The organism is Anoxybacillus sp. MB8 (genome assembly GCF_011006755.1).
GTDB classification, from domain to species: Bacteria; Bacillota; Bacilli; order Bacillales; family Anoxybacillaceae; genus Anoxybacillus; species Anoxybacillus gonensis.
In genome coordinates, this window is record NZ_RXXX01000012.1 from 1 (window position 1) to 25,147 (window position 25,147).

The 25,147-nt window shown below is 45.0% G+C and carries 23 protein-coding genes; 9 read left to right on the forward strand and 14 right to left on the reverse strand.

The window, feature by feature from the left end; translation table 11 throughout:
• Positions 1-153: 153 nt before the first annotated feature.
• From EKC99_RS06205 to EKC99_RS06225, 5 genes are all read right to left on the reverse strand, one after another.
• Positions 154-2,304, reverse strand: coding sequence for a PAS domain-containing sensor histidine kinase (locus EKC99_RS06205; RefSeq protein ID WP_163151099.1), 2,151 nt, complete (start codon positions 2,302-2,304; stop codon positions 154-156).
• Positions 2,305-2,455: 151 nt separating this feature from the next.
• Positions 2,456-3,121: a LutC/YkgG family protein gene (locus EKC99_RS06210; RefSeq protein ID WP_163151040.1), complete on the reverse strand. Its 666-nt coding sequence runs from the start codon at positions 3,119-3,121 to the stop codon at positions 2,456-2,458.
• A complete protein-coding gene (locus tag EKC99_RS06215) occupies positions 3,121-4,539 on the reverse strand; it encodes a LutB/LldF family L-lactate oxidation iron-sulfur protein (RefSeq protein WP_163151041.1) in 1,419 nt (472 codons plus the stop codon). Before EKC99_RS06215 ends, EKC99_RS06210 begins: the two co-directional genes overlap by 1 nt.
• Before the next feature lie 14 nt (positions 4,540-4,553).
• Complete coding sequence (locus EKC99_RS06220; protein ID WP_035064205.1) at positions 4,554-5,270, reverse strand: (Fe-S)-binding protein; 717 nt, start codon at positions 5,268-5,270, stop codon at positions 4,554-4,556.
• 106 nt (positions 5,271-5,376) lie between these two features.
• A complete protein-coding gene (locus EKC99_RS06225) occupies positions 5,377-6,096 on the reverse strand; it encodes a FadR/GntR family transcriptional regulator (protein ID WP_026011591.1) in 720 nt (239 codons plus the stop codon).
• A gap of 199 nt (positions 6,097-6,295) precedes the next feature.
• On the opposite strand from EKC99_RS06225, the gene EKC99_RS06230 reads away from it, so the two are divergent.
• The 3 genes from EKC99_RS06230 (at position 6,296) to EKC99_RS06240 (ending at position 10,520) form a co-directional block, all read left to right on the forward strand.
• Positions 6,296-8,077 (forward strand): L-lactate permease, encoded by a 1,782-nt coding sequence (locus tag EKC99_RS06230; protein WP_075039373.1) that lies wholly within the window; start codon positions 6,296-6,298, stop codon positions 8,075-8,077.
• 97 nt (positions 8,078-8,174) lie between these two features.
• Positions 8,175-9,905, forward strand: coding sequence for a B12-binding domain-containing radical SAM protein (locus tag EKC99_RS06235; RefSeq protein WP_163151042.1), 1,731 nt, complete (start codon positions 8,175-8,177; stop codon positions 9,903-9,905).
• A 192-nt stretch (positions 9,906-10,097) separates the two neighbouring features.
• Positions 10,098-10,520: an NYN domain-containing protein gene (locus EKC99_RS06240; protein ID WP_240468816.1), complete on the forward strand. Its 423-nt coding sequence runs from the start codon at positions 10,098-10,100 to the stop codon at positions 10,518-10,520.
• 218 nt (positions 10,521-10,738) lie between these two features.
• Here the strand turns inward: EKC99_RS06240 and EKC99_RS06245 are convergent, their stop codons facing one another.
• Genes EKC99_RS06245 through EKC99_RS06255 form a run of 3 tightly spaced genes read right to left on the reverse strand, consistent with a single transcriptional unit; the run spans position 10,739 to position 11,177 of the window.
• Positions 10,739-10,882 carry a hypothetical protein gene (locus tag EKC99_RS06245; protein WP_009362504.1) on the reverse strand — a complete coding sequence of 48 codons (144 nt, stop codon included), beginning with the start codon at positions 10,880-10,882 and terminating at the stop codon, positions 10,739-10,741.
• Positions 10,879-11,034: a hypothetical protein gene (locus EKC99_RS06250; RefSeq protein ID WP_006321568.1), complete on the reverse strand. Its 156-nt coding sequence runs from the start codon at positions 11,032-11,034 to the stop codon at positions 10,879-10,881. Before EKC99_RS06250 ends, EKC99_RS06245 begins: the two co-directional genes overlap by 4 nt.
• A complete protein-coding gene (locus EKC99_RS06255; RefSeq protein WP_163151043.1) occupies positions 11,031-11,177 on the reverse strand; it encodes a hypothetical protein in 147 nt (48 codons plus the stop codon). The genes EKC99_RS06250 and EKC99_RS06255 overlap by 4 nt, the downstream gene beginning before the upstream one ends.
• Before the next feature lie 83 nt (positions 11,178-11,260).
• On the opposite strand from EKC99_RS06255, the gene EKC99_RS06260 reads away from it, so the two are divergent.
• Entirely contained in the window at positions 11,261-11,596 is a 336-nt protein-coding gene (locus EKC99_RS06260; protein ID WP_163151044.1) for a DUF3905 domain-containing protein, read from the forward strand.
• A gap of 58 nt (positions 11,597-11,654) precedes the next feature.
• Positions 11,655-11,792, forward strand: coding sequence for a hypothetical protein (locus tag EKC99_RS06265; RefSeq protein WP_163151045.1), 138 nt, complete (start codon positions 11,655-11,657; stop codon positions 11,790-11,792).
• On the opposite strand, the gene EKC99_RS06270 is transcribed toward EKC99_RS06265, so the two are convergent.
• From EKC99_RS06270 to EKC99_RS06295, 6 genes are all read right to left on the reverse strand, one after another.
• Positions 11,772-12,587 carry a carbohydrate ABC transporter permease gene (locus tag EKC99_RS06270; protein ID WP_163151046.1) on the reverse strand — a complete coding sequence of 272 codons (816 nt, stop codon included), beginning with the start codon at positions 12,585-12,587 and terminating at the stop codon, positions 11,772-11,774. The two genes, EKC99_RS06265 and EKC99_RS06270, sit on opposite strands and share 21 nt — an antisense overlap.
• Before the next feature lie 13 nt (positions 12,588-12,600).
• Positions 12,601-13,491, reverse strand: coding sequence for a carbohydrate ABC transporter permease (locus tag EKC99_RS06275; RefSeq protein WP_009362500.1), 891 nt, complete (start codon positions 13,489-13,491; stop codon positions 12,601-12,603).
• 102 nt (positions 13,492-13,593) lie between these two features.
• The gene (locus EKC99_RS06280; RefSeq protein ID WP_039939071.1) at positions 13,594-14,859 is read right to left on the reverse strand and encodes an ABC transporter substrate-binding protein; all 1,266 of its coding nucleotides are present in this window, start codon (positions 14,857-14,859) and stop codon (positions 13,594-13,596) included.
• A 53-nt stretch (positions 14,860-14,912) separates the two neighbouring features.
• The gene (pgmB, locus tag EKC99_RS06285; RefSeq protein WP_163151047.1) at positions 14,913-15,602 is read right to left on the reverse strand and encodes a beta-phosphoglucomutase; all 690 of its coding nucleotides are present in this window, start codon (positions 15,600-15,602) and stop codon (positions 14,913-14,915) included.
• Positions 15,599-17,941, reverse strand: coding sequence for a glycoside hydrolase family 65 protein (locus EKC99_RS06290; protein ID WP_163151048.1), 2,343 nt, complete (start codon positions 17,939-17,941; stop codon positions 15,599-15,601). The genes pgmB and EKC99_RS06290 overlap by 4 nt, the downstream gene beginning before the upstream one ends.
• A gap of 69 nt (positions 17,942-18,010) precedes the next feature.
• Positions 18,011-19,027, reverse strand: a complete 1,017-nt coding sequence (locus EKC99_RS06295; RefSeq protein WP_026011589.1) for a LacI family DNA-binding transcriptional regulator — start codon at positions 19,025-19,027, stop codon at positions 18,011-18,013.
• A gap of 173 nt (positions 19,028-19,200) precedes the next feature.
• Here EKC99_RS06295 and EKC99_RS06300 point away from each other — a divergent pair, with 173 nt between their 5' ends.
• From EKC99_RS06300 to EKC99_RS06315, 4 genes are all read left to right on the forward strand, one after another.
• Positions 19,201-20,967, forward strand: a complete 1,767-nt coding sequence (locus EKC99_RS06300) for a methyl-accepting chemotaxis protein (RefSeq protein WP_163151049.1) — start codon at positions 19,201-19,203, stop codon at positions 20,965-20,967.
• Positions 20,968-21,042: 75 nt separating this feature from the next.
• The gene (locus EKC99_RS06305; protein WP_163151050.1) at positions 21,043-22,146 is read left to right on the forward strand and encodes a CdaR family transcriptional regulator; all 1,104 of its coding nucleotides are present in this window, start codon (positions 21,043-21,045) and stop codon (positions 22,144-22,146) included.
• A 248-nt stretch (positions 22,147-22,394) separates the two neighbouring features.
• Positions 22,395-23,807 (forward strand): glycolate oxidase subunit GlcD, encoded by a 1,413-nt coding sequence (glcD, locus tag EKC99_RS06310; RefSeq protein ID WP_009362493.1) that lies wholly within the window; start codon positions 22,395-22,397, stop codon positions 23,805-23,807.
• On the forward strand, positions 23,804-25,147 hold the full coding sequence (locus tag EKC99_RS06315) for a (Fe-S)-binding protein (RefSeq protein ID WP_163151051.1): 1,344 nt from the start codon (positions 23,804-23,806) through the stop codon (positions 25,145-25,147). Before glcD ends, EKC99_RS06315 begins: the two co-directional genes overlap by 4 nt.

Genomic DNA, 25,147 nt, shown 5'->3' on the forward strand with positions numbered 1-25,147 from the left:
GGGCTCCACTCCTTTCTTTGGTTGTATTTTTTTCGCACTTACTACCTTACCAGGAGGAGAGCCCGTTTTTCATCTATTTTGCTTACATATCTGACAGGTTCCTTATTATACCAAATCAGGAACCTGTCTTTTTTTCTCCCACAAACATTTTACTCATACCGGTAGTGTAATATAAAACGTCGTACCAACGCCCACTTCGCTTTCAACATCAATGCGCCCGTGATGCTCTTCAATAATTTTATAGCTCACCATTAAACCAAGCCCCGTTCCACGCTCTTTCGTCGTATAAAACGGCTCCCCTAATTTTTTTATTTTCTCTTTTGGAATGCCGCTTCCTTCGTCGCGGATGGCAATGCGTATGCCTTCTTCGACACGTGAAACAGAAACGGTAATCGTGCCGCCGTTTGGCATGACTTCAATCGCATTTTTTAATATGTTAATAAACACTTGTTTTAATTGTTTCGGTTCGCAATAAATGAGCGGAACTTGTTCATACGTCGCTTCAATTTGAATGTTATGCATCATCGCCTGCACGCTTAATAAATCGACCGTTTCTTGCATAATTCTCGCCACGTTGCCCCGTTCATAATGAATCGCTTGCGGTTTCGCCAACACGAGAAATTCGGTAATAATCGACTCAATACGCTTTAATTCTGACATAATGACGTGGAAATACATATCATATTGTTCGCAATCATTGCCGATACTTCCTTGTAATAGTTGAATAAATCCTTTTAACGCTGTCATCGGATTGCGAATTTCATGAGCGATGCCTGCTGCGAGTTGCCCGACGACATTTAACGTATCTGACTTGCGTAACTGTTCTTCCATTTCTTTTTTCTCGGTCATATCGCGCATCATCATTAGCCCGACATGTTCAATAATGTTCGGCTTAAACGATAATTCCACAATTTTTTTCTTTCCTTCTCCGTCAATGATACAAAATTCTTCTTCCTCTCCGTCGTTTAACCACGTTTGAAATTTCATTAAATCGTTGCTGCCGATAAACTCATGCATACATTTTTCAAGCAGCTGTTCTTTTTGAAGGGAAAAAATACGGCATGCCGCAGGGTTGGCATCAAAAATGCGCTGCTGATCGTCAATCAGCACGATGCCGTCCATCGCATGATTAAATACGCTGCGAAACTTTTGTTCTTGTTCGCGCAACTGCTTTTCCATTTTTCTTCGTTCACTGACGTTGCGAAAAATCGTTAAATGGTAGCCGTTAATAACGCCCTTTTTCGATGTAAATTCAAGCTGTTTTTTTTCGCCATTCGGCATATGAAACGTCAGTTCATCGCGAATTTGCCCATCGCGGAAAAATTGACGCAACACGTCGCGCACTTTTTTATTTTTTCCATCCATAAACTGCAATAAGTTCGCATGAACGAGATCGTGAAGCGGCAGCTCAAACGTTCGGCTAGCGGCCGGATTCGCGCGCAAAATGTTTCCAAAATCGTCGCAAATAATAATGGCTTCGTGCGCTTGTTCAAAAATGGCGCGAAATCGTTCTTCGCTTCGCTGTAAGTTGATTTCCATATTTCGTTTTTCTGTCACGTTGCGCATAATCGCCATAAAAAATCCGCTATGCACGTTCGCTGTCAACGTCAATTCAAACAACTTTTGCATGCCGTCGCCTAAAATAAACGGAAGCTCGCTTGATACCGTTCCGTTTCGTTTTAACGTAAGCAACAGTTGATCGAATAAATCGTGATATTCAATCGGAATAAATGTTTGTATTGAAAGTTTAAACAACTCTTCTCTTTTTACGTTGACGCTCGTACAAAAGGAAGGATTTGCGTCAATGAAACGCCCTTGTCCATCAAAAATGACGATGCCGTCGCCTGCGCGATTAAACAAATCTTTAAATAACGTTTCGTTAATCGTTCGTTCACGCTCAAGCGCTTTTTTCGAGGAAATGTCGCGGATCATATATAAATCAAATTGTTGCTCTTGATGGCGACGCATAAATAATTGCACATGCTTCAATTCGCCATCGGCTAGACGAATGACGAGTTCATCATCGTACGCCCCAAATTTACGCAACATTTGCTTTTGAAATTGGAAAATATGTTCAGGAACAAGGTATGTATATTCTTGAAATTTTTTTCGTAACAGTTGTTCTTTTGGCGCACGAAACAAACGGCACGCCGCCTCATTTACTTCCACAAACGTCCCGTCATCTTTCACAACAATCATCGCATCCGTCACTTGTTGCAACATAAAATCATACCGACTGATTCGCTCATCGATCGCTTCTTTCTCTCGTTTCGAAAGCTGAACGAATGCAGACTCCTCCATCATGCTTTCTTTGAAACTCAAACGCTTTCCCTCCTCGCTACTCCCTCTCCATATTTATCATGTATATTCGCCACATATATTTTCATTCCTTCTTAACATTCTGAAAACTTTATTAATCTGATCGGAAATAAAAAAAGAGCAGCGAATGAACTGCTCAACAATCAGTAATGACGATGTATGTGGCTTTCATCGGTCCGTGCACCCCAACGACTAAATTCATTTCAATATCTGCCGAGTTGCTTGGGCCTGTAATGAAATTGATACATGACGGAACATGTTTTTGTTCACGAATGATGCGCGCCGCTTGCGTCATCCGTGGAACGATTGTACTTTTCGGAATGATCGCCACGTACGTTTTCGGTAAAAAGCTAATCGTCCGCCCTTGGTTGTGATGATTAAGCAACACGACCGTTCCGGATTCCGCCAGCGTGATGTCGCTAAATGTCATGCCGACGTTCGCCTTTTCTGCCGCTTCGATATTTGCTCGTCCGAGCGATACGTCCCAGACGTGCACATCTTCTCTTTTTAAAAAGGAAGATAACCCGACTTGTTCATATCGTTCATCGTTTGCGACAACAATCGGTCCACCGCCATGTGCATCAATGACTTGTTCGATCGTTTGCTGAAGTTCAGCGGTGTTCGTTTCCACGAGCGTCGTATGAATGCGGGTACATTGTTTTTTTAACTCAGTGAGTAACTCGTCTTGACTATATCCTTGAAATACCGTTTGTTGCGGCGCATGTTTCCATTGTGGACGTTCGACAAATGTCGGCATGTCACGTCCGAGACGAGAAGCGAGACGTTGTAAAAAAGCTTCCATTATTCATCCCCCCTTTGTTTGAACCAATCGCGAAACCGTTCTTTTTCAGGCGCTGGAAATTCACGAATATCCGTCCATGCTTTTAACGGTCCTGGACCTTTCGAAATGCGGTCGTTTATTGTAAACGGATGGACAGCTGTCGGCGCAATTTTTGAACCGAGTTTATACAACATGGACGATGCCGCACCAAGTCCGAACGCTTTCATCGCTAACTTTTCGGAAATCGGCGCTTTTCCTTCCCGTTCAACAATCGTTTGCCGATGTTTTAACAACAGTTCATGGAGCGGAATTTTGACCGGACATGCTTCTGTACAAGCGGCACATAACGTCGATGCATACGGCAATTCTTTATAGTCGTCATAGCCGCCAAGAAGCGGTGACAATACCGCTCCAATCGGTCCGGAATAAATCGAACCGTACGAATGTCCACCAATATGACGGTATACTGGACAAACGTTGACGCAAGCGGCGCAACGAATACATTGCAACACCGGTTGAAATTCCGTTCCTAAAATATCGGAACGCCCGTTATCGACAATGACGAGATGAAATTCTTCCGGTCCGTCCACTTCTCCTTCATCGCGCGGACCTGTTAATACGGTAATGTAGCTCGTTAATTTTTGCCCGACGGCGCTTCTTGTAAGCAAGCTGACGAGCACTTCCATTTCTTCAAACGTCGGTACGATGCGCTCCATTCCCATGACCGTAATTTGTGTTTTCGGTAAAGCGGTCACTAAATCGGCGTTTCCTTCGTTCGTCACTAACGTGATCGAACCCGTTTCCGCAACCGCAAAGTTGCATCCTGTAATGCCAACATCGGCCGTCATATATTCATGACGAAGCATATGGCGCGCATGAAGCGCCAGTTCTTCTGGCTTTTCTGTTTTTGTATACGCCAGCTTTTCTTGAAATACGTCGCGAATTTGTTCTTTATTTTTATGAAGCGCAGGCGCGACGATGTGCGATGGTGGATCGTGGTCATCGACTTGCAAAATGTATTCGCCAAGGTCTGTTTCAATGACTTCGCAGCCGAGCTTTTCAAGGGCAGCGTTCATATGAATTTCTTCTGTCACCATCGATTTTGATTTCACAATTTTTTTCGCTTGTTTGCTTTCGACGACGCGGCAAATGTAATCGTTCGCTTCTTCTGCTGTTTGCGCAAAAAACACATGTCCCCCGCGCTTTTTTACATTTTCGCTTAATTGCATTAAATAATAATCTAAGTTTTCAAGCGTATGTTGACGAATTTCCTCCCCAAGCGCGCGCCATTGTTCCCAATTGCCAAGCTCCGCTGCTGCTTCCAATCGGCGCGTGCGCAACCGTTCTTGCGCTCCTGCCACCGCTCCGCGCATAAACGTATTATGAATCCCTTTTTCCACTCGCTCGTGAAATTCTCCCGTGTTAATTTTCATCGCCATATGAATCCCCCCTTTTATCGGCTATTTAACACTTCGGCAATGTGCATGACGCGAATCGGCTTGCCTTTTCGCTCGATGCGCCCGCCGATGTTCATTAAACAGCCGCAATCGGCCCCGATTAAATAATCCGCTTCGACTCGTTCAATACATTCAATTTTTTCATCGACCATTTGTTCCGAAATCGGTCCCATTTTGACAGAAAACGTACCGCCAAATCCGCAACAATTGTGCGCGTTTGGAAGCGGCACCACTTCAAGATCTTTCACATGTTGCAAAAGCGTAAGCGGCGCATCTTTTACGCCAAGTAAGCGCGTCATATGACATGACGTATGATACGTCGCTGTTCCTTTTAACCGCGCCCCGACATCTTCCACTTGTAGCACATCGACGATAAATTGCGTCAGTTCATACGTTTTATCGGCAACGCGTTTCGCCCGCTCTTCCCATTCCCCGTCGCCTTTAAAAATGTGCGGATATTCTTTAAACATCGTCGCACACGAACCAGATGGCGTGACGATATATTCGGCATGTTCAAATGTGCGAATCATATGTTTCATCGCTTCTTTCGCTTCTTTTACATAGCCGCTATTGTACGCCGGCTGTCCACAGCACGTTTGCGCTTCTGGAAAATGAACCGTACAGCCAAGCCGCTCTAATAGCTCGACTGTCGCTTTTCCGACGTTGACGTGAAACAAATCGACTAAACATGTAACAAATAATGTAACGTTCATTCCCGATCCCCTCTCCAAGAAAACGTTTTCTTTTTTTCACTTTACATCTAATTGCCAAATTAGTCAACCGGTCATCTGATGAGTACGTTCGGAGGAAGCCCCTCCGCTATGAAGACATATAGTCGGACAGCACTTTTTCGACATGCCCTAAATGGTCTTTCATTCGCTCTTGGGCAAGTTCGGCGTTTTGTTCGCGAATCGCCTCAAAAATAGCGATATGATCTTCAAGCAGCTGTTCGGTCGTCGCTTGTTTGGCAAACAGCCAAATGCGGCGCGTCTCGCGCATCGTCTCCATCATCATGCCTGAGACGTTGTTCATTAAACTCACTAATAGCGGATTTTTCGTTGCCGCCGCAATCGCCATATGAAATAAAAAGTCCGCTTTTTCACCAAGTTCTTCGTCGCCAATCGCTTCGCGCATTTGCGTCAGGGCGCTTTGCATCGCGCGCAAATCTTCGTCTGTTCTTCGTTTCGCTGCCACGCCTGATGCACCGACTTCTAACAGCTTTCTCACTTCTAATAAATGAGCGACATCTTCTTTATTCATGAGCACCGCTGCAGAAATCGGAAACGACAACATCGCTGGATCAAACTCGCGCACATATGTGCCTTCCCCTTGTTTCATTTCAATGAGCCCCATCGCCCGAAGCGCCGTCAACGCTTCACGAATCGCTGCTCGTCCAACTTGGAAATTTTCTGCTAGCTGTTGAACGGAATCGAGTTTATCGCCGGGCTTTAACTGCCCTGTTTGAATCATATGTAAAATCGCTTCCGCTACTTCTTCATATATTTTTTTCGGTTTAATTTGTTTGTACACGTTGTCCACCCCATTGTTTCTTGTTTACTCCCCCACATAAATAGAATATCATATCACATTTTTCTACAAAATAACTGTGAAAAATTTTTAAATATTCATATTGAAAAATGATTGCGCTTACATTATGATATACTCATCAGATGATTGTATGACCTTATGACGAGGGGATAAGGAATTACATCATCACATTGAACAAAGGGGGATGCATATGAGTATCGGTATGTTATCATTTATCGCACTATTGCCAATTTTAACAGTTTTCTTATTCCTTGTCATACTGAAATGGCCGGCAAGCCGTGCGATGCCTGTTGCGCTTGTCGTCACTGCGGCCATCGCGCTATTCGTTTGGGGAACGAAAATGAACGTTGTGGCTGCCGCAAGCGTCAACGGTATAAAAACAGCAATCGAAATTATGTTTATCGTATTTGGAGCGGTGTTGCTTTTAAATACGGTAAAAGAAAGCGGCGCGATTGAAACGATTCGCCAAGGGTTTATTCACATTTCACCTGACCGTCGCATTCAAGCAATCATTATCGCTTGGTTGTTCGGTTCATTTATTGAAGGGGCTGCAGGATTCGGTACACCTGCTGCGATCGCCGCACCGCTTCTCGTTGCGATCGGCTTTCCAGCGATGGCGGCGGTGTTAGTTGCGTTAATTATTCAAAGCACGCCTGTTTCTTTCGGAGCGATTGGAACACCAATTCTCGTCGGAGTGAATACCGGTCTTGCGAACCAAGAGACGGTCATGAAAGCGATTGGCGATATGGAGTTTATGGATTACTTATTACAAATTGCCGCAAACGTCGGCATCATCCATGCGATGGTCGGAACGTTTATTCCGCTTATTGTCGTCGGAATGCTTACGCGCTTTTTCGGCAAAAACCGTTCGTTCCGCGAAGGATTGCGCGTTTGGAAATTTGCGATGCTCGCTGGCTTTGCGTTTACCGTTCCGTATGCGATCATCGCGAACGTGCTCGGTCCAGAGTTTCCATCATTGCTCGGTTCATTAATCGGTCTTGTTATTGTCATCCCAGCTGCCAAAGCAGGGTTATTTATGCCGAAAGATACGTTTGATTTTGAGCATCGCAACCATTGGGAACAAGAATGGATCGGTCGGTTAAACAACGAACAAACGAACATCGGGCATGGGAAAAAGCGCATTTCGCTTTTCAACGCATGGTTCCCGTACGTATTAGTGGCGATTTTGCTCGTCATTACACGCACAGTAACGGAAGTAAAAACGTTTTTAACAGGAGAAAGCGTCACGATTGTAATCGACAACTTATTTAACTCCGGCATTGCGATTAAATCGACGCCGCTTTATTTGCCGGGTACGATTTTCTTAATCGTTTCCCTTATCACATACGTTTTACATCGGATGGATGCAGCAAGCTACAAAAAAGCGTTTAGCGATTCGTTTAAAACGGCATTAAGCGCAGGTTCCGCGCTCATTTTCGCCGTGCCGATGATCAACATTTTCATTAACTCAAAAACAGAAGAACTGGCAAGCATGCCACTCGTGTTGGCGGAAGGAGTGTCGAACATCGCCGGTTCCGCATGGCCGATCGTTGCGCCGCTCATCGGTGCGCTCGGAGCGTTTATCGCTGGAAGTAACACGTTCAGCAACATGATGTTCTCGCTTTTCCAATTCGGTACAGCGGAAAGCATCGGTTTATCTGCTTCAGGCGCTGCGGTTGTCGTCGCGTTGCAAGCTGTTGGTGGAGCAGCTGGAAATATGATTTGTGTTCATAACGTCGTTGCGGCTTCCGCGACAGTCGGTCTTGTCGGTCAAGAAGGAAGCTTAATTCGCAAAGCGCTCATTCCGATGACATATTACATTTTAGCGGCTGGTATGCTCGGCATGGGCTTCATCGTCGGTGGCTTCAACATCTGGTTCATCTTATATGCCGTCGTCGTTGTCGCATTCATTTTCTTTATGGTATCAAACCGCGGCAAAACGAAACGGGCTGAAAACCAAATTTCCGCATAATACAAAGGGTGTCCTCACAAAAAGGGCACCCTTTTTCCTTCCCTTCGGATATGATATAATTACTCGTTGCAACCTACATATAAAGGAGTCGTTTGCAGTGCATATTATCTGTACAACGTTAAATGCAAAATATATTCATACGAACTTAGCGATTCGGTATTTAAAAGCGTACGCCCAGCCGGAGTTTCATGTGGAGCTTGTTGAATATACGATTAAAGACCCGGTGTTAAATATCGTCACCGATTTGTATCGTCGCAAACCAGATGTCGTCGGGTTTAGCTGTTACATTTGGAACATCGAACAGACGATTGAAGTCATTCAGCTGTTGAAAAAAGTGCATCCAACCGTCACGATCGTCGTCGGTGGACCAGAAGTGTCATATGACGTCGCTTATTGGCTAGAGCGCGTGCCGGAGTTTGATTATATCGTCATCGGCGAAGGAGAAGAAACGTTTAAACAGCTGCTTACCGCACTAGAACGTGGCGAAGATGTGACAAACATTGCAGGGCTTGCGTTTCACCGAGACGGAAAAGCGATCATTAACCCGCAAAGAAATAAAATCAACTTAGCAAACGTGCCGTCGCCGTTTCGCTTTCCTGAAGATATTCCGCATTTGTCAAAGCGCGTGACGTATGTCGAGACGAGCCGCGGCTGTCCGTTTAGTTGCCAATTTTGTTTATCGTCGATTGAAGTTGGCGTTCGTTATTTTGACCGTGAAAAAATAAAGGAAGATTTGCGTTATTTAATGAAACACGGCGCGAAAGTCATTAAATTTGTCGATCGGACGTTTAACATTAGCCGCAGCTACGCGATGGATATGTTTCAATTTTTAATTGACGAACATGTGCCGGGCGTTGTGTTCCAATTTGAAATTACCGCTGACATTATGCGGCCAGAAGTCATTGAGTTTTTAAATAAAGAAGCGCCTCCAGGGCTATTCCGCTTTGAAATTGGTGTGCAATCGACAAACGATGAAGTCAACAAACTCGTCATGCGCAAGCAAAATTTTGAAAAGCTTACGCGCACCGTCACGATGGTGAAACAAGGCGGAAAAATTGCGCAACATCTTGATTTAATTGCCGGGCTTCCAGAAGAAGATTACACATCGTTTCGCAAAACGTTTAACGACGTATTTGCGCTTCGCCCAGAAGAATTGCAGCTCGGCTTTTTAAAAATGTTGCGCGGCACAGGGCTTCGCCACAAGGCAAACGAGTACGGCTACGTCTTTATGGATCGCGCGCCATATGAAATTTTGCGCAACCATGTGCTTTCGTTTGATGACATCATTCGGTTAAAACAAGTCGAAGATGTGCTCGAAAAATATTGGAACGATCATCGCATGGACGAAACGATTGAATATATCGTCACCCATCTATTTGACACGCCGTTTGACTTTTTCCAATCGTTCGGCACGTATTGGGACGAACAAGGTTGGGCGCGCATCGGACATCAACTTGAAGATTTATTCCGCCGCCTTTATTCGTTTTTACAAACGTTACACACGAACGACTTGCCGATCGTTGAGGCGTTGATGAAATACGACTATTTGCGCAATCAAAAACAAAAACCGCGCAAACCGTGGTGGGACGAAAAAACGGACAAACATGTACGCGCGCGCGTATACGAAAAACTGTCCGAACAACCGCACCTTCTTTCACTAAGCGAAAAAGAATTATTCAAACATACCGTCGTCGAAATGATTCCTTTCGACTTGCCGCATTATTTACAAACGAAACATATTCGCCGCTGCAACATGGCGATGATCGTTTACTTTAACCAAACGACGATGAAAGCGGAAACGTATAGTTTGGAAATGGACACGAATTGACAAAGCGTTTATTGAAGTTTTATAATTTCGACTATAAGGAAGCTTTAAGTTGCGAGAAGGACATCATTCGGAGATGTTCCTTGCTAGAGAAGATAGCTGTCGAATGTTCGGAATTCGATAGCTTAGAGATGATGGAAAAAAGCGCTAGCACGAGGAGCTAGCGCTTTTAGTCATATTAGGGGGGAGAAGGATGTGAAAAGAATCATGGTTTTTATTGATGGAAATAATTTTGAAAGCGCTGTTACGAATCTTTTCAGCGGAAATTATCAGCGGATTGACTATGGAAAATTAGCTCATTATATAGCTGACATAAGAAACGGTCATCTACAAAGGGTATATTACTATACGGCTATGAGTAGTCACGATAAATCGAAGGCAGCCGCAACAAAAAAGTTTATTGATACATTAAACAAGCATGTCCCTTACTGCATTGCAAAAGCTGGCTATCTTAAATATGTCGGTCAAGATGGGAGCGGAAAAGACATTTATATTGAAAAAGGCACAGATGTAAATATAGCCGTTGATTTAGTGTCTTTAGCTTATCATCACGCCTACGACGAAGCCATTTCGCAGATACGGATTATGAACCTGCTATTCGGGTCGTACAACAACTAGGAAAAAATGTCGTAGCCTGTCTCGTTGATCAACAAAAAGCTGGATATTTAAAAGATTTGTGCGATGACCACTTTTTTCTAAAGAAAGAAGACTTTGAACATGTACAACGATAAGTGGGCTGCTTTCATGTATACGTAAGCAGCCCTTTCTCTATGGCTACATAGTCCGAACCTATGTCGCCTACACTTTATACTATGCAATTATTTCAAAAATATACTTTACTCATTTTTCTTTTCCTTTTTCGCTTCTTCTAACAGCTCAATCACTTTATGAGCATTGATGTCGCCTTGTTCGTGTCCGAATTCTTCCTTTAATATGTCACTTGGGATCGGAACGGTTTTGCCCGCTTGTTTCTTTTTCATTTTCCTTGCCGTCCTTTTTTCGAATTTCGGTTTGCGCCGCGGCTCATATCTTCTCCACCAGCATATTGCGCTTCAAATTCGTCTTTCGGCATGCTTTCCGTCGGCGTTTGGTTGTTCGTCTTCGCCGCATCATGTGTTACTTTTCGTTTCATGATCGTTCACCTCGTCCGTATGTTTGTTCTTTTTTGTACGCAATGAGTATGATGTCTTCGCCCGTTTGTTCACGAAGCTTTCGCTCAAATTGTTGCACTTCGGCAATGTCGCGTTCGTTCAAGTGGGCAATTGGAAAATGCATATTCATTCCCCCTCACAAGTAATGTCGCGCAAAGCAACATATTTTATACGTTGCTAAGCCACATTAATAGCGAGGTGATGATAATGGATAAAAAAATCGAATCGCCCATTTTCGATGAGACACAGCCGCATCAAATTCATGCGCCATCGTTTAAAGGGACAAACATACGCATGCAGCCACCATTTATAAACAAATACGGGGTCGTCATCGGCGACAGTAAATACAATTCGCCACACTCCCCTCTCAATGAATGGAGCGATGAAACCGATCCGAGCATCATGTCGGGAGACGAATGGGTGCATCCGACGAACGACATCGGTTGGAATACACCTGAAAACCGCGCCTTATTAGAAGAAAAACGAAGCGGACAAGCCCCGTTCACCCATCCAGATAAAGATGTCGGATACGGGGCGGATTGACACATTTTCCTCCTTCTCGTCATACATTGAATAAGCAATGCATGATGAGGTGTCATATATGAATCAAGAATGGATTCAACTAATGAAAGTAATCGGTATTGGGATTATTGTGACAGGATATATCATTTTATTTATAAGCGAATATAGTGAGTGGGAAGAAATGAAAAAAGGGGGATCATTTTCCCCCTGTAAATGAAATGCCTTTAATGAAGTAACGATTGAAAAACGCATAAATGACTAAGACAGGCAACGTGAACACCATCGATGCCGCCATAATGTAGTTCCAATAGCTAATGTATTGTCCTTTAAAGCTATTTAACCCAAGCGGCAACGTAAACAAGTTCGGATCGGATAAAATAATAAGCGGACGCATAAAGTCGTTCCACGAACCCATGAAAACGAAAATGGCTTGCGCGGCGAGCGCTGGGCGAGCGAGCGGCAACACGATGCGGAAAAATGTGCCGATGCGACTTAACCCATCTAGCGCCGCGGCTTCTTCTAACTCTTTCGGGAAGTTAATGAAAAATTGACGCATCATAAAAATAAACGTCGCGTTAATCATCGCCGGGACAATCATTCCTTGATACGAGTTCAGCCAACCGAGCTGTTTTAAAATTAAATAGTTCGGAATCATCGTCACTTGCGCTGGAATCATTAATACCGCAAGAATGATCATAAAAATCGTCTGTTTTCCTCGGAAATGAAGGCGAGCGAGTGCATAGCCTGCCATCGAGTTAAAGATTAAGTTTAAGATCGTCACCGTCACCGCAATGATGACGCTATTCATAAACCAACGAGGAAATAGCTCTTGTTCAATAAAAATTTGTTTATAGTTATCGAGCGTAAAATGTTCCGGAATAAAACGAATTGAACCACTTACAATTTCTTCAAGCGTTTTAAACGATGACGAAAGCGCCCATAAAAACGGAATCATCGTCACGATTGCATATAAAACGAGAATCGTATACAACAACGCTTTGCCTATTCTCATGACCTTCCCTCCTTTAGTAAAGCGACTCTTCTTTTGAAAATTTTCGCTGCAACCACGTCGCAAGTAAAATGACGATCGCTAACGCAAAAGCAAGCGCGGCTGCATATCCCATCGTTCCAAGCGATTTAAACGCATATTGATAAATAAGAAGAACAACCGTTAACGTCGCATTGTTCGGTCCGCCCGAACCGCCTGAGAAAATGTACGATTGGTCGAACAATTGAAACGTACCGATTAACCCCATAATGACGACAAATGATGTGACCGGTTTTAAATACGGAACAGTGACGTACCAAAACTTATGCCAAGCGTTCGCCCCGTCTAACTCTGCCGCTTCATATAACGAATCCGGAATGTCTTGCAATGCCGCTAAATAAATGACCATAAAAAACGGTGCCGTTGACCAAATGTTCATAATCATAATGGCGTTTAAAGCGACAGACGGATCGCCAAGCCAGTTGTACGTCGGCAAGCCGAAAAACGCAAGCACGTGGTTGACAAGACCATTTTGGTTATACATCCACATAAAAATAAGCGTCAAAACAGCTGATGAGGTTAATGTCGGCAAAAAATAAACGATGCGGAAAAACTTTTCTCCTTTTAAGCCCGCATTGAGCGTTGCCGCTAAAACGAGCGCCAGCATCGTTTGCGTCGGCACGACGATCGCCACGTATTTCACCGTATTCCAAAGCGCAATTTTCGCGCGCGTATCATCTAATATGCGCGCAAAGTTGTCGAACCCGACAAATTGAAAACTTGCCGTTCCTAACAACTGCACTTTATGAAACGATAAATAAATCGCAAATAAAATCGGACCGATGATGAATAAAAGAAGGACAAATAACGTCGGTGACAATAACGTATAGGCCGTTCCTGCTTCTCTCCATCGTTTACGAGTAAACATGTTTTCATCTCCTTTTGTCGTGCTATTCGCCTCTTTCAAGTGAAGATTGTGCAACGCTTCACTTGAAAGAAGGGAACAGCGAGGGGAAATTCCCCTCAGCCGTTACTTCGCTTCAATTTCTTTATTTGCAATGTCTTGTGCTTTTTTAAGCGCTTCTGCAAGCGGCTGTTCACCTAAAAAGGCGCTTACAAATTGGTTGTTAAAGTTGTTCATAATAATTGGCAAGTTCGTACCGTTTTGCCATACGGTCGCATACGGTGCCCCTGCAACAAGCGCAGCGCGCAATTCATCTTTATCATATCCGAGTTCAGCGGCGACCGATTTACGTGTTGGCAACGCAAATCCTTTACTCGTCCAAATTTTCATTCCTTCTTTTCCTGTTAAAAACGAAATGAGTTTCCATGCTGCTTCTTTCTTTTGTGAATCTTTGTTCATCACGTAAGCAACCGTATACGCCATCGTTCCTTTTTTGCCGTCAATCGTTGGCACTTCTGCTGTCCCGAACGGTGTATTTGGGAACGTTTCTTGTAGGAACGGAATCGCCCAGTTTCCTTCGATCACCATCGCCGCTTTTCCTTGTCCGAACATTTCACCGCCCCATCCGGCGCCAACTTCGCTCGGTTGCGCCGCTGATTTATCTTTTAAGCGCATATCAACAATTGGCTGCAACGCTTCGACCACTTTCGGATCCGCAAAGCTTGCTTTGTTGTCTGTCACGACTTTGCCGCCTTTTGATTCCGCGATGTAGTATAGGCGCGCTAATTCCGGTGCTACCCCGAAACCGTACACTTCTGTTCCCTTTGTTAATTTTTTCGCCGCTTCGCGCAATTCATCCCACGTTTTCGGTACGTCTAGCCCTGCTTCTTCAAACATTTTTTTGTTGTAGAAAAGCGCTAACGTTGAATAGTCTTTCGGGAAGCCGTATATTTTACCGTCTGGACCTTTAAACGCATCGAGAAGCGGTTTTTCAAAATCGTTGATGTCGAAATCGTCTGTGACGTAGTCATCAAGCGGCTCTAGCACGCCTGTTTCAATCATTGCTGGCGCTTCGAACGCATCTAAATAAAATACGTCTGGACCTTCGCCACCAATTAAACGCGTTTTAATGACATCCATATATTGATCGGAAATGACTTCATGTTTCACTTTAATGTTCGGATATTTTTTCTCAAATTCATCTAACGTTTGCTTTAACAATTTTTGTTCCATCGGGTTGCCGCCCCAACCCGCAAGCGTGACTTCTACTTGTTCTTCTTTCTGATTGCTTCCTTCGTTTTTTGCTGTTTTTTCTTCGCTGCCACATCCCGCTAAAACGCTTCCAAAAAGCATCGTCGTCATGCCAAGGGCAAACCATTGTTTCTTTTTCATCATACGAGACCCCTTTCTTATTCGTCTTATATTTGGAAGGGAGACGAGCTCCCTTATTCCCGATAAAATGCACGTACAATCGCATCGTACGTTAGTTCAGCTGTCGTTTCGACGATGTAGTCGGCTTCTTTTAACGCTTCTTTGTCACCGACGCCAACGGCGAACATGTTCGCTGCTTGAATGGCTGCCACGCCCGCTTGTGCATCTTCTACTCCGACGCAAGCGGACGGATCGACTTGTAACTGCTTGGCAGCAGTCAAGAAAATTTCTGGGTGCGGTTTGCTATGTTTTATTTTCGCCGCATCGACGATCGTATCGAAATATTCGCCAATTTGTAGCCGTTCGATGACGGTAAACGCATTTTTACTCGCCGATGCTAAGCCGATTTTCACGTTTTCACGTTTTAGTTCGCGCAATAAATCGAGTATGCCGGGAAGTAAATCATTTGGCGTCATGCGCGCGATGAGCTGTTTATAATGCTCATTTTTTTTATGCGCCAGCGCCTCTTTTTCTGCGGCTGTATAGCGATCCGCTTGGCCGCCGAGCGCTAAAATGCGCTCGAGCGACTCCATGCGGCTCACCCCTTTTAACTGCTCGTTAAATGTGCGGTCAAACGTGATCCCTAGTTCCTCCGCAAGCTGTTTCCATGCGATAAAATGATACTCTGCCGTATCGGTAATGACACCGTCTAAGTCGAAAATGACTGCTTTCAGTTGCTTGTTCATCATGTCAAATCCTTTCATGCAAGTGGAATCGTCACTTCGTCTTTTACTTCGTATGTCGTGCCGAACACATCAAACGAAACGACATCGTGAACGTTCGTCACTTTTTTCACGACGAGCGACTCATGCGTGACCGTGACTTCTAACCGATCGCCGCGCCAATATATTGGAAACGATAATGTTTTCCATTGTTTCGGAAGTTTCGGATGGATGCGCAGCTTTCCGTCAAGCATGCGCACGCCGCCGAATCCGCATACGACCGATTGCCATATGCCGCCAATCGATGCGGTATGCATGCCGTGATCCGATGATTTCATATTCGGACCTAAGTCGATGCGGGACGCTTGTTCAAACAATTGATACGCTAGCTCGCGATCGTCCATATCGCTCGCTAAAATGCAATGTGTCGATAAGCTGAGCGATGAATCGTGCAACGTTTTTGGCTCATAATAGTTCCAATTCGCTCGTTTCACTTCTTGCGAAAACTTATTTTCTAGCAAGTAAAACAACACCATAATGTCCGCTTGTTTTGATACTTGCATGTTGTTCACTTGTTCCATATTGTAATCTTCAAAAATCGTGCCGACGCGCGTTTGCTTTTTATATTTCGTTAAGTCGATGATTTGTTTTGTTAAATACGTGTCATCTTGCGGAATGACGAGATCTTCTTCGCGTGGCTGCGGCAAGTAAATGAGATCGACTTTTTCTTTCCATTTTTTATACGCTTCATGCACGCCAATTTTTTCGTGTAACGCATCAAGCAACGCCGGATCGCTTTCTTTTAATCTTTCATAATAGCGAATGGCTGTTTCGATATTCCAATGCGCCATATAGTTTGTAAAGGCGTTGTTGTTGACGTGCTCTTTATATTCGTCTGGACCGATGACATCGTTAATGTGATATTGTTTCTTTTCTTCGTTCCATTCTAACCGGCTCGCCCAAAACGTTGCGGTATCAAACAACATTTCATAGCCACAACGTTTCATAAAATCTTCATCGCCTGTCACTTTGTAATATTGCCATACCGCAAACGCGATATCGCTCGTAATATGTTGCTCGATAAATCCGCACCAAATTTTCGTCGCTTTTCCTGTCACAATATCAACCGCGCCCCATACCGGCGTCACTTCATCGCCTGTAAACGCCGACTCCCACGGATACATCGCTCCTTCATAGCCGTTCGCCTTCGCTTTTCGGCGTGCCCCTTCAATCGTGTTGTAACGATATTCAAGCAAGCTGCGGGCAATATGTGGGAACGTGTATGTGAAAAACGGCAAAATGAAAATTTCCGTATCCCAAAACGAATGACCTTTATATCCTTCGCCTGTTAACCCTTTCGCCGCAACACCGAAACGTGCATCGTGCGCTGGCGTCATAATGATTAAATGATAATGGGCAAAACGAATCGCAAGTTGGTCAAATTCGTTTTCGCTTTCGATCGTAATATTCATTTGCTCCCAACGTTTTTTCCATTCCGAAACGTTTTCGGAAAAGAGCGCATCGTACCCTTTTTTCGCTTCTTCTTTTAAGTTATTGAGCGCATCTTGCCGCATGACGTCAAGGTTATATGCATCGTGGTCATACGCTTTGTCACGGCTTGTATACACGTTGGCGAGCTTTTCAAACGTAAACGTCTCTCCTCGTTTGACATCAAACGATACTTGAATAAACACTTTCCGGCGGTCGATCGCCATGCGCGGCTCTGTTTCAATTTCTTTTCCATTAATCATATACCGATGCACCGCATTGACGACAAAATCAATTTTCGATTCGGTCGTCGTTTGAATAAGTTGCAAATATTTTTTATCAAAAATGCGCTTTTCCCCTTCATGGAAATGTTGTGCTCCGCTATTTGTCATTTGTCCGTTAATACCTGATGTAATGCGAATGTTTGCATCGCCATTGAGCGGTTTTATTTCCATCTTCATGCCGATGAGATGTAAATTTTTTAGCGACACAAAGCGGCGAAACGTCAGCTCAAACTGCTCTCCGCGCGTATTTTCCCAAATGACGTGGCGCACTAATTCCGCATCTTTCACATTTAAGTCGCGACGATAATGAATGATTTTCCCTTTTTCTAACGAAAACTTTTCATCATTTAACCAAATGTCTAACTCAACGACATCAGGTGCGTTCGGCAGTTCTGTCACTTCGTATTCATCAAACTGGTTAAACGTACCGGCAACAAACAAATTGCGCACTTGCCCGACGTACGATTCTTCCGTCGCTGAACGAAGCCCCATATACCCGTTGCCAAGCGCCATAATCGCTTCGCATTTTCCGAGCGCATGCGGATTGAATGCGACCTCGGAGACGATCCAATTTTTATACTCCCCTGTTCCTAAGTTGTATTGCAGCATCGTAAACTCCCTTTCCTCGTATGAATGATGTGATCCAAAACGTTTCGGATTTTCGGTATGAAAAAAGGGCTACCCTTTTTTCATCGGCGCCGTTGACTCGCGCACGACAAGTTGCGTCCGCAACGTCACGACTTTTGCTTCGTTTCCTTCCAACATATCAATAAGCATGCTAGCCGCTTCATAACCCATTTGAAATTTATTTTGCGCCACCGTCGTTAATGCGGGAGACACGTATGACGCAAGCAAAATATCATCATATCCAACGACCGATACGTCATCAGGCACGCGCAAGCCGAGCTGTTTGAGCGCTCTCATGACCCCAAGCGCCATTAAGTCGCTGGCGCAAAAGATGGCAGTAATATTCGGTTCGCTTTGAAACAACTCGTATGCCCTCGCTTCCGCCATCTCTTCGGAAAAATCGCCATTAATCACCCACTCTTTTCGAATCGGTACGTTCGCTTCTTCCATCGCCTCATAAAATCCTTGCAGGCGCTGCTTGCTAACAAATGCGTAGTCGTGCCCGTTCATCATCGCAATGTTGCGATGCCCAAGCTCAAGCAAATGTTGCACCGCTTTTTTCGCACCGTACACGTTATCGGTCGTTACATATCCGACGCGGTCGGACTGAATCGGAATGTCAATTAATACGCACGGAATGTCGCTTTCGACAACTTCCGTTAAGTACGGATCATCTGTTTTAATTCCTTGTAAAATGACACCATCGACCCGCCGTTCGCGACATAGTTGCGAATACGTTTTTTCCCTTTGTTTCGTCGAATTTGTATTAAACAAAATGACGTCATAATCTGTTTTAGCGATGTAATCGTTAACTCCTGTCATCACTTCAAACGTAAAGTTATCCTTTACCGCCGAGCGCGTCATGCCTGAAACGAGCAACCCAATCGTTTTCGATTTGTTCATGACAAGGCTTCGCGCAAGCGTATTCGGACTGTAATTGAGCTGCTTGGCGATGTCGATAATTTTTTTGCGCGTCTTTTCACTGACGTCAGAATAGCCGTTTAACGCGCGAGAAACAGTCGTCACCGACACGCCAGCCGCTTTCGCGATATCTTTAATCGTTGTCACTTTCATTTCCTCCAAAACGTTTCGGATTCCTTGTTGATTTGAATTGTAAACGAAGTTGAAACCGATTGCAACAAAAAATTTGTGACAAAATTCGTGGCATTTTCCCCAAAAATACTCTCCCTTTCTTTCAAACGGTCATGCTATAATGAGAAAAAAGCGAAGGGGGCCTCACGATGAAAAAGCGATGGTCAATCCGTTTTCAGAAAAAACCAAAAACAAAACAAACGAAAAAAACGACGACGATCGGCAAAAAGTATGGGATCGTTTTCAGCTTTGCTACACTTTTATTTGTCAGCGTTTTCATTTTTGTATTTTTACTCGTCAACAACTTAACGAACGTCGTCAAACAAGTCGAACATAAAAGCGACGAAGCGATTTTAATTACCGACCTCGGCTCATTATTTAAACAAAAATATATTGTCATTACCGACTATATGACAAACCCCCGCCCAGAAACTCTTTGGCAATACGGCGACTTAACGAAACAGTTTAACGATAAAATGAAACAATTAGAGCCGCATATGCAAACAGAAGAAGCAAAAACGATATATCGCTCGACGATTTCGATTGAAAATCAGTTAAATGAATTGCTTTATAAAACAATTCAACCTGCGGTGTTATCGTATCGTGATCGCGGCGAACAAATCGACATTTTCCAAGTCATTAGCTTTCAAAATAAAGCGGCGACCATCCGCGATATGAGCATCGAAAAACTCGATGTGTTACGAAACATCGTCGTCAATGAACGAAGCGCGCTGACGACGCAAATGAACGATACGATTGCGAAAAATATTTTGATGATGTTGATTACCGTCGCTGTTGCGATCGTTTTATCTGTCATCTCCCTCATCGTAGTGAGCCGAAAAATAAGCAGACGATTACAGCAAGTCGTCCACGTTTGCCATGAGCTTGCGCGCGGCAATTTGCGCGTCCAGCGCTTGACGGATACAAAAACGGATGAAGTCGGACAAATTGCCGAAGCGATGAACGAATTAGCGGACGGGCTTGAACAGTCAATCTCCCAAATTCAAGCGGTTGCTGCACATGTAAACGACATGTCGCACACGTTGCGGTTAAATGCGGAAGCGACAACGGAAGCGAACGAACAAATTACACAAGCGATTCTCCAAGTCGCATCAGGGGCAGATGAACAAGTGAACGTATCGAAACAAACGAACGAAGCGGTGCATAGCGTATCCGATGCATTAACGACCGTGATGAACAAAGTAGGTGAAACAGCGAAACGAACAACGGAAGCAACGAAGCGCGTTCATGAAGGAACATCACTAGTAGAGCAAACGGTTGCACAAATGAAACTTATTCGCGAACAAATCGAACGCCTCGCTTCCGTCATTGAATCGTTAAACGATAAATCGAAAGAAATTCATCAAATCGTCGGCTTTATTACAAACATTTCTGACCAAACGAATTTGCTTGCGTTAAATGCTGCCATCGAAGCGGCACGAGCGGGCGAACATGGAAAAGGGTTTGGCGTCGTGGCAGAAGAAGTGCGCAAACTAGCCGAACAGACGGCACAAGCGGCAGGAAACATTCGCACGCTAGCTGAACAGTCGCAAACACAAACGGCGCATGCGGTGAACGTCATGCACGAAAGCAGCGAGTCGTTCCAATGCGGCCATTCGCTCGTTGAACAAGTCGGACATATTTTCCGTGCCATTTCTGCGGATATGGCACGCGTCCAAGCAGAAAGCGATGCGGTAAACGAGACGATTCGTTCCGTTGATGAAAAAGTAAAAACAATGACGTCATTCGCTGATCAAATTATTGATATTTCATCACAATCCGCAAGAAATATTGAACAAGTCGCTGCCACAACCGAAGAACAAAATGCAACGATGCAAGAGCTGCTCGCTTCTTCGCAAGAGCTCGCAAGCACGGCCGAACAACTGCGCCAAACGGTCGCACGTTTCCACATGTAATTTAGGCACCGTCCTTTAGGTCAAGCGAAAGGACGGTTTCTTTTCGTATGCTACATGTAGAAAGGAAGTGAACGAATGCTCTCTTCTCACCTCGCAAAAAAAATTGTATCCGACGTGCGTCGCCTCATCGATGAAGATATTATTATCGTCGATACGAACGGCATCATTATGGCAAGCACCGACACAACGCGCATCGGTCAATTTCACGAAGGAGCGTTTCTCGTTTGTCAACAAAAGAAAAAACGAATCATTACAAAGCAAGACGAAGGGGTATTAAAAGGAGTAAAAGCAGGCATTAACTTGCCGATTTTTTTTCACGGCGACGTCATTGGCGTCATCGGCATTACAGGCAACCCTGCAAACGTATCGCCGTATGGAGAACTGTTGAAAAAAATGACCGAGCTTCTTATTCAAGAAAACTATTATACCGAACAGCTTCAGCTGCAAGCGCGGGCGCTTGAAACGTTCGTGTTTGAATGGCTGCAAGCGCGCGAATGGTCACCGTCTTTTTTCGAGCGCGCCCAACTGTTTCATATCGACTTAACAGCGAAGCGGCGCGTCATCATCGCTTCGTTAAACGATAAAGAACGGACGATTTCAATGGAGATGTGGAAATTGACTCAAACCGTTTGGGACGACAAACGCGACATTATCGTTCGCTGGGGAAACGACCGCTTGCTTTTTTTGCAAACGGACGACGACAAAGAACGAACGATCGCAAAAATAAAAACGTTACAACGATCGGTGTTCGAAAAATATCGGGTCACGTTTCATGTCGGATGCGGAAAAACGACCGATGCCAAACACGTGTATGAGTCATATAAACAAGCGGAGCGCGCCCTTCATGTCGCGAAACAAACCGAGGAGATCATCTTTGACGAAGACTTACGGCTAGATATGTGTTTAGAAGACATTTCGCTTGCGACAAAACAAGAGCTCATAAAACGAACGATTGAGCCGTTAATGAACGACGAAGAACTGCTTCAAACGCTCCGCACATTTTTCGCGCACAACTTATCGCTCAAACAAACAGCCGAAGCGCTTCACATTCATATTAATACGCTCCATTACCGATTAAAAAAAATACAACAATATACAAATTTAAACGTGCGCAACTTCGAACATGTCATCACTTTATATTTAGCGATTCGTTTTTTAGATGAAACAACAAAAAAATAGCATGTAAACGTTTTATTTTTATATGTTCATCCATAGCGGGTTTCCCCGCTTTTTTTTATGCTTATAGTACAAATAAGAAAAGCGCAAAGCGCCCGCCTATCGGCGAAGAGCGCACAAGCCCCACCGAGGAGGCTGTCGCCGCCGCAGTGTGGGGCGGAGCGGCTCAAGCCGATGGCGCTTGGAGCTAGACAGCTCCATAAATCTGAAATCTTATACTTTCTTATCTTTTGAAAAAGAAGGTGAATGACATGATCACTGAACGAGTGAAACAACAGTTCATTGATATTGTTGGCTCAGAAAACTACGACGATTCGAAAGCTGGGCGGCTCGTTTATTCATATGATGCAACCCCAAACTTTCAATCGCTTCCTGATGCGGTCATCGCACCGCGCAATACGAAAGAAGTAAGCGACATCGTAAAAATTTGTAACGAAGAGCGCATTCCGATCGTTCCACGCGGTTCAGGGACGAATCTTTGCGCCGGCACGTGCCCAACACAAGGCGGCATCGTCCTATTGTTTAAACATATGAATCGCATATTAGAAATCGACGAGGAGAACTTAACGGTCACGGTGCAGCCGGGCGTCATTACGCTCGACCTCATTCAAGCGGTCGAAGCCAAAGGGTTATTTTATCCCCCAGATCCAAGCTCGATGAAAATTTCAACGATCGGTGGCAACATTAACGAAAACTCCGGCGGTTTGCGCGGCTTAAAGTACGGGGTGACGCGCGATTACGTCATGGGGCTTGAAGTTGTGCTCGCCAATGGCGACATCGTTCGCACAGGGGGAAAACTTGCGAAAGACGTCGCCGGCTATGATCTTACTCGTTTATTTGTCGGTTCGGAAGGCACGCTTGGAATCATTACGGAAGCGACGTTAAAGCTCATTCCGATGCCGGAGACGAAAAAAACGATGCTTGCGCTGTATGAAGATTTAGAAGCGGCTGCCCGTTCCGTCTCAGCGATTATCGCCAACAAAATCATTCCGACGACGCTTGAATTTTTAGATCAACCGACGTTACAAGTCGTCGAATCGTTCGTCAACATCGGCTTGCCGACGGACGTAAAAGCGGTATTGCTCATTGAACAAGACGGTCCAGCCGAAGTCGTCGCACGCGATATGGAAGCGATGGCGCGCATTTGTCGCGAACAACATGCCATTTCCGTTCAAGTGGCAAAAACGGAAGAAGAAGCAAACAATTTGCGTACGGCGAGACGTTCCGCCTTATCGGCGCTCGCTCGTTTAAAGCCAACGACCATTTTAGAAGATGCGACCGTTCCACGTTCACAAATTGCCAATATGGTGAAAGCAATTAACGATATTGCCAAAAAATATAACGTCACCATTTGCACGTTTGGCCATGCCGGTGATGGCAACCTTCACCCGACATGTCCGACGGACGTGCGCGACAAAGACGAACTGCATCGCGTCGAGCAAGCGTTTGAAGACATCTTTGCGAAAGCAATAGAACTTGGCGGTACGATTACAGGCGAACACGGTGTCGGCGTCATGAAAGCGCCGTATTTAGAATGGAAGCTCGGTAAAGAAGGAATTGCCGCCATGCAGGCGATCAAACGAGCGCTTGATCCGAACAACATTATGAATCCGGGGAAAGTGTTCGCCAAAAGCACGCGCAAACGGGTGGTGGTGACGCGATGAAAAATGAACAGCTCATGAAACAATTTCAAGCGCGCATGAACGAAGACGAACTACTAAACTGTATGCGCTGCGGCTTTTGCCTTCCGACATGTCCGACATATATTGAGTCCGGCTTTCAAGAGTCGCACTCGCCGCGCGGACGGATCGCGTTAATGAAAGCGGTCGTTGACGGACTCATTGAACCGGATGAAGACGTCGAACGGTCACTTCAACTTTGCCTTGGTTGCCGCGCGTGTGAACCCGTTTGCCCTTCCGGTGTGCGCTACGGTCATTTGCTTGAAGAAGCGCGCGATATTATTGCGCAACATAAAACGTACTCGCCGATCGTTCGTTTCATTCGCCATCTCGTGTTTAAACAGCTGTTTCCACATCCGAAACGCATGCGCATCGCAACGGCACTCCTCGGCTTTTATCAACGGTCTGGGCTGCAATCTGTCGTGCGGAAACTTGGCTTGTTGCGCCTGTTGCCGAACCATTTAGCGACGATGGAAAAAGTGCTTCCGAACGTGCCGACGTGGAAACAAATGAACGAACGTCCGACGCATGTTGAAGCGCTCGCCCCACGAAAGCGCCGCGTCGCCTTTTTTAGCGGTTGTTTAATGGATACGATGTTTATGGACATTAACGATCGAACGATGAAACTATTGCAGCTTGCCGGATGTGACATCGTCATTCCTGAAGCGCAAACGTGTTGCGGAGCGCTCCATGGACATAGCGGTGAAAAAGCGGACGCAAAAACGTTAGCGAAACGAAACATTGAAGCGTTTGAAGCGCTAAATGTCGACTACATCGTCACAAACGCCGGCGGGTGCGGAGCGTTTTTAATCGAATACGACCATTTGTTAAAAGACGATCCCGTTTGGGCGGAGCGCGCCAAAGCGTTCGTCGCCAAAATCAAAGACGTCTCCGTCATTTTAGTAGAGCTCGGCTTTCATCATCGCATCTTGCGCTTGCCAAATCAAATCGTGACATATCAAGATTCGTGCCATTTGCGCAACGTGATGAAAACAGCGAGTGAGCCGCGCCTTCTTCTTCAGTCGATTGCAGGCGTTGAGTTTCGCGAAATGAAAGATGCCGACCGATGTTGCGGCTCAGCGGGCATTTATAACATCGTTCATCCGGACATGTCGATGCAAGTGCTCGATTATAAAATGGAACAAGCAAAACAAACGAAAGCGACGACGATCGTTACCGCCAATCCCGGTTGCTTACTACAAATGAAGCTCGGCATTGAACGAGAAGGGCTGACAAACGTGCGCGCCGTTCATCTCGTCGACTTGCTTTTTGAAGCCGTCGAAGCGACAAAAGAAAAAGATCAACCATGGAAACAAATCGGATAG

Coding starts and splice junctions, on each gene's coding strand:
- EKC99_RS06260 (WP_163151044.1), top strand. CDS start 11,261: ATGGATAAAAAAATCGAATCGCCCATTTTCGATGAGACACAGCCGCAT.
- EKC99_RS06270 (WP_163151046.1), bottom strand. CDS start 12,587: ATGAGAATAGGCAAAGCGTTGTTGTATACGATTCTCGTTTTATATGCA.
- pgmB (WP_163151047.1), bottom strand. CDS start 15,602: ATGAAAGGATTTGACATGATGAACAAGCAACTGAAAGCAGTCATTTTC.
- EKC99_RS06305 (WP_163151050.1), top strand. CDS start 21,043: ATGCTCTCTTCTCACCTCGCAAAAAAAATTGTATCCGACGTGCGTCGC.
- EKC99_RS06275 (WP_009362500.1), bottom strand. CDS start 13,491: ATGTTTACTCGTAAACGATGGAGAGAAGCAGGAACGGCCTATACGTTA.
- EKC99_RS06315 (WP_163151051.1), top strand. CDS start 23,804: ATGAAAAATGAACAGCTCATGAAACAATTTCAAGCGCGCATGAACGAA.
- EKC99_RS06290 (WP_163151048.1), bottom strand. CDS start 17,941: ATGCTGCAATACAACTTAGGAACAGGGGAGTATAAAAATTGGATCGTC.
- EKC99_RS06280 (WP_039939071.1), bottom strand. CDS start 14,859: ATGAAAAAGAAACAATGGTTTGCCCTTGGCATGACGACGATGCTTTTT.
- EKC99_RS06250 (WP_006321568.1), bottom strand. CDS start 11,034: ATGAAACGAAAAGTAACACATGATGCGGCGAAGACGAACAACCAAACG.
- EKC99_RS06230 (WP_075039373.1), top strand. CDS start 6,296: ATGAGTATCGGTATGTTATCATTTATCGCACTATTGCCAATTTTAACA.
- EKC99_RS06220 (WP_035064205.1), bottom strand. CDS start 5,270: ATGAACGTTACATTATTTGTTACATGTTTAGTCGATTTGTTTCACGTC.
- EKC99_RS06205 (WP_163151099.1), bottom strand. CDS start 2,304: ATGATGGAGGAGTCTGCATTCGTTCAGCTTTCGAAACGAGAGAAAGAA.
- EKC99_RS06300 (WP_163151049.1), top strand. CDS start 19,201: ATGAAAAAGCGATGGTCAATCCGTTTTCAGAAAAAACCAAAAACAAAA.
- EKC99_RS06245 (WP_009362504.1), bottom strand. CDS start 10,882: ATGAAAAAGAAACAAGCGGGCAAAACCGTTCCGATCCCAAGTGACATA.
- EKC99_RS06265 (WP_163151045.1), top strand. CDS start 11,655: ATGAATCAAGAATGGATTCAACTAATGAAAGTAATCGGTATTGGGATT.
- EKC99_RS06210 (WP_163151040.1), bottom strand. CDS start 3,121: ATGGAAGCTTTTTTACAACGTCTCGCTTCTCGTCTCGGACGTGACATG.
- glcD (WP_009362493.1), top strand. CDS start 22,395: ATGATCACTGAACGAGTGAAACAACAGTTCATTGATATTGTTGGCTCA.
- EKC99_RS06215 (WP_163151041.1), bottom strand. CDS start 4,539: ATGGCGATGAAAATTAACACGGGAGAATTTCACGAGCGAGTGGAAAAA.
- EKC99_RS06255 (WP_163151043.1), bottom strand. CDS start 11,177: ATGCATTTTCCAATTGCCCACTTGAACGAACGCGACATTGCCGAAGTG.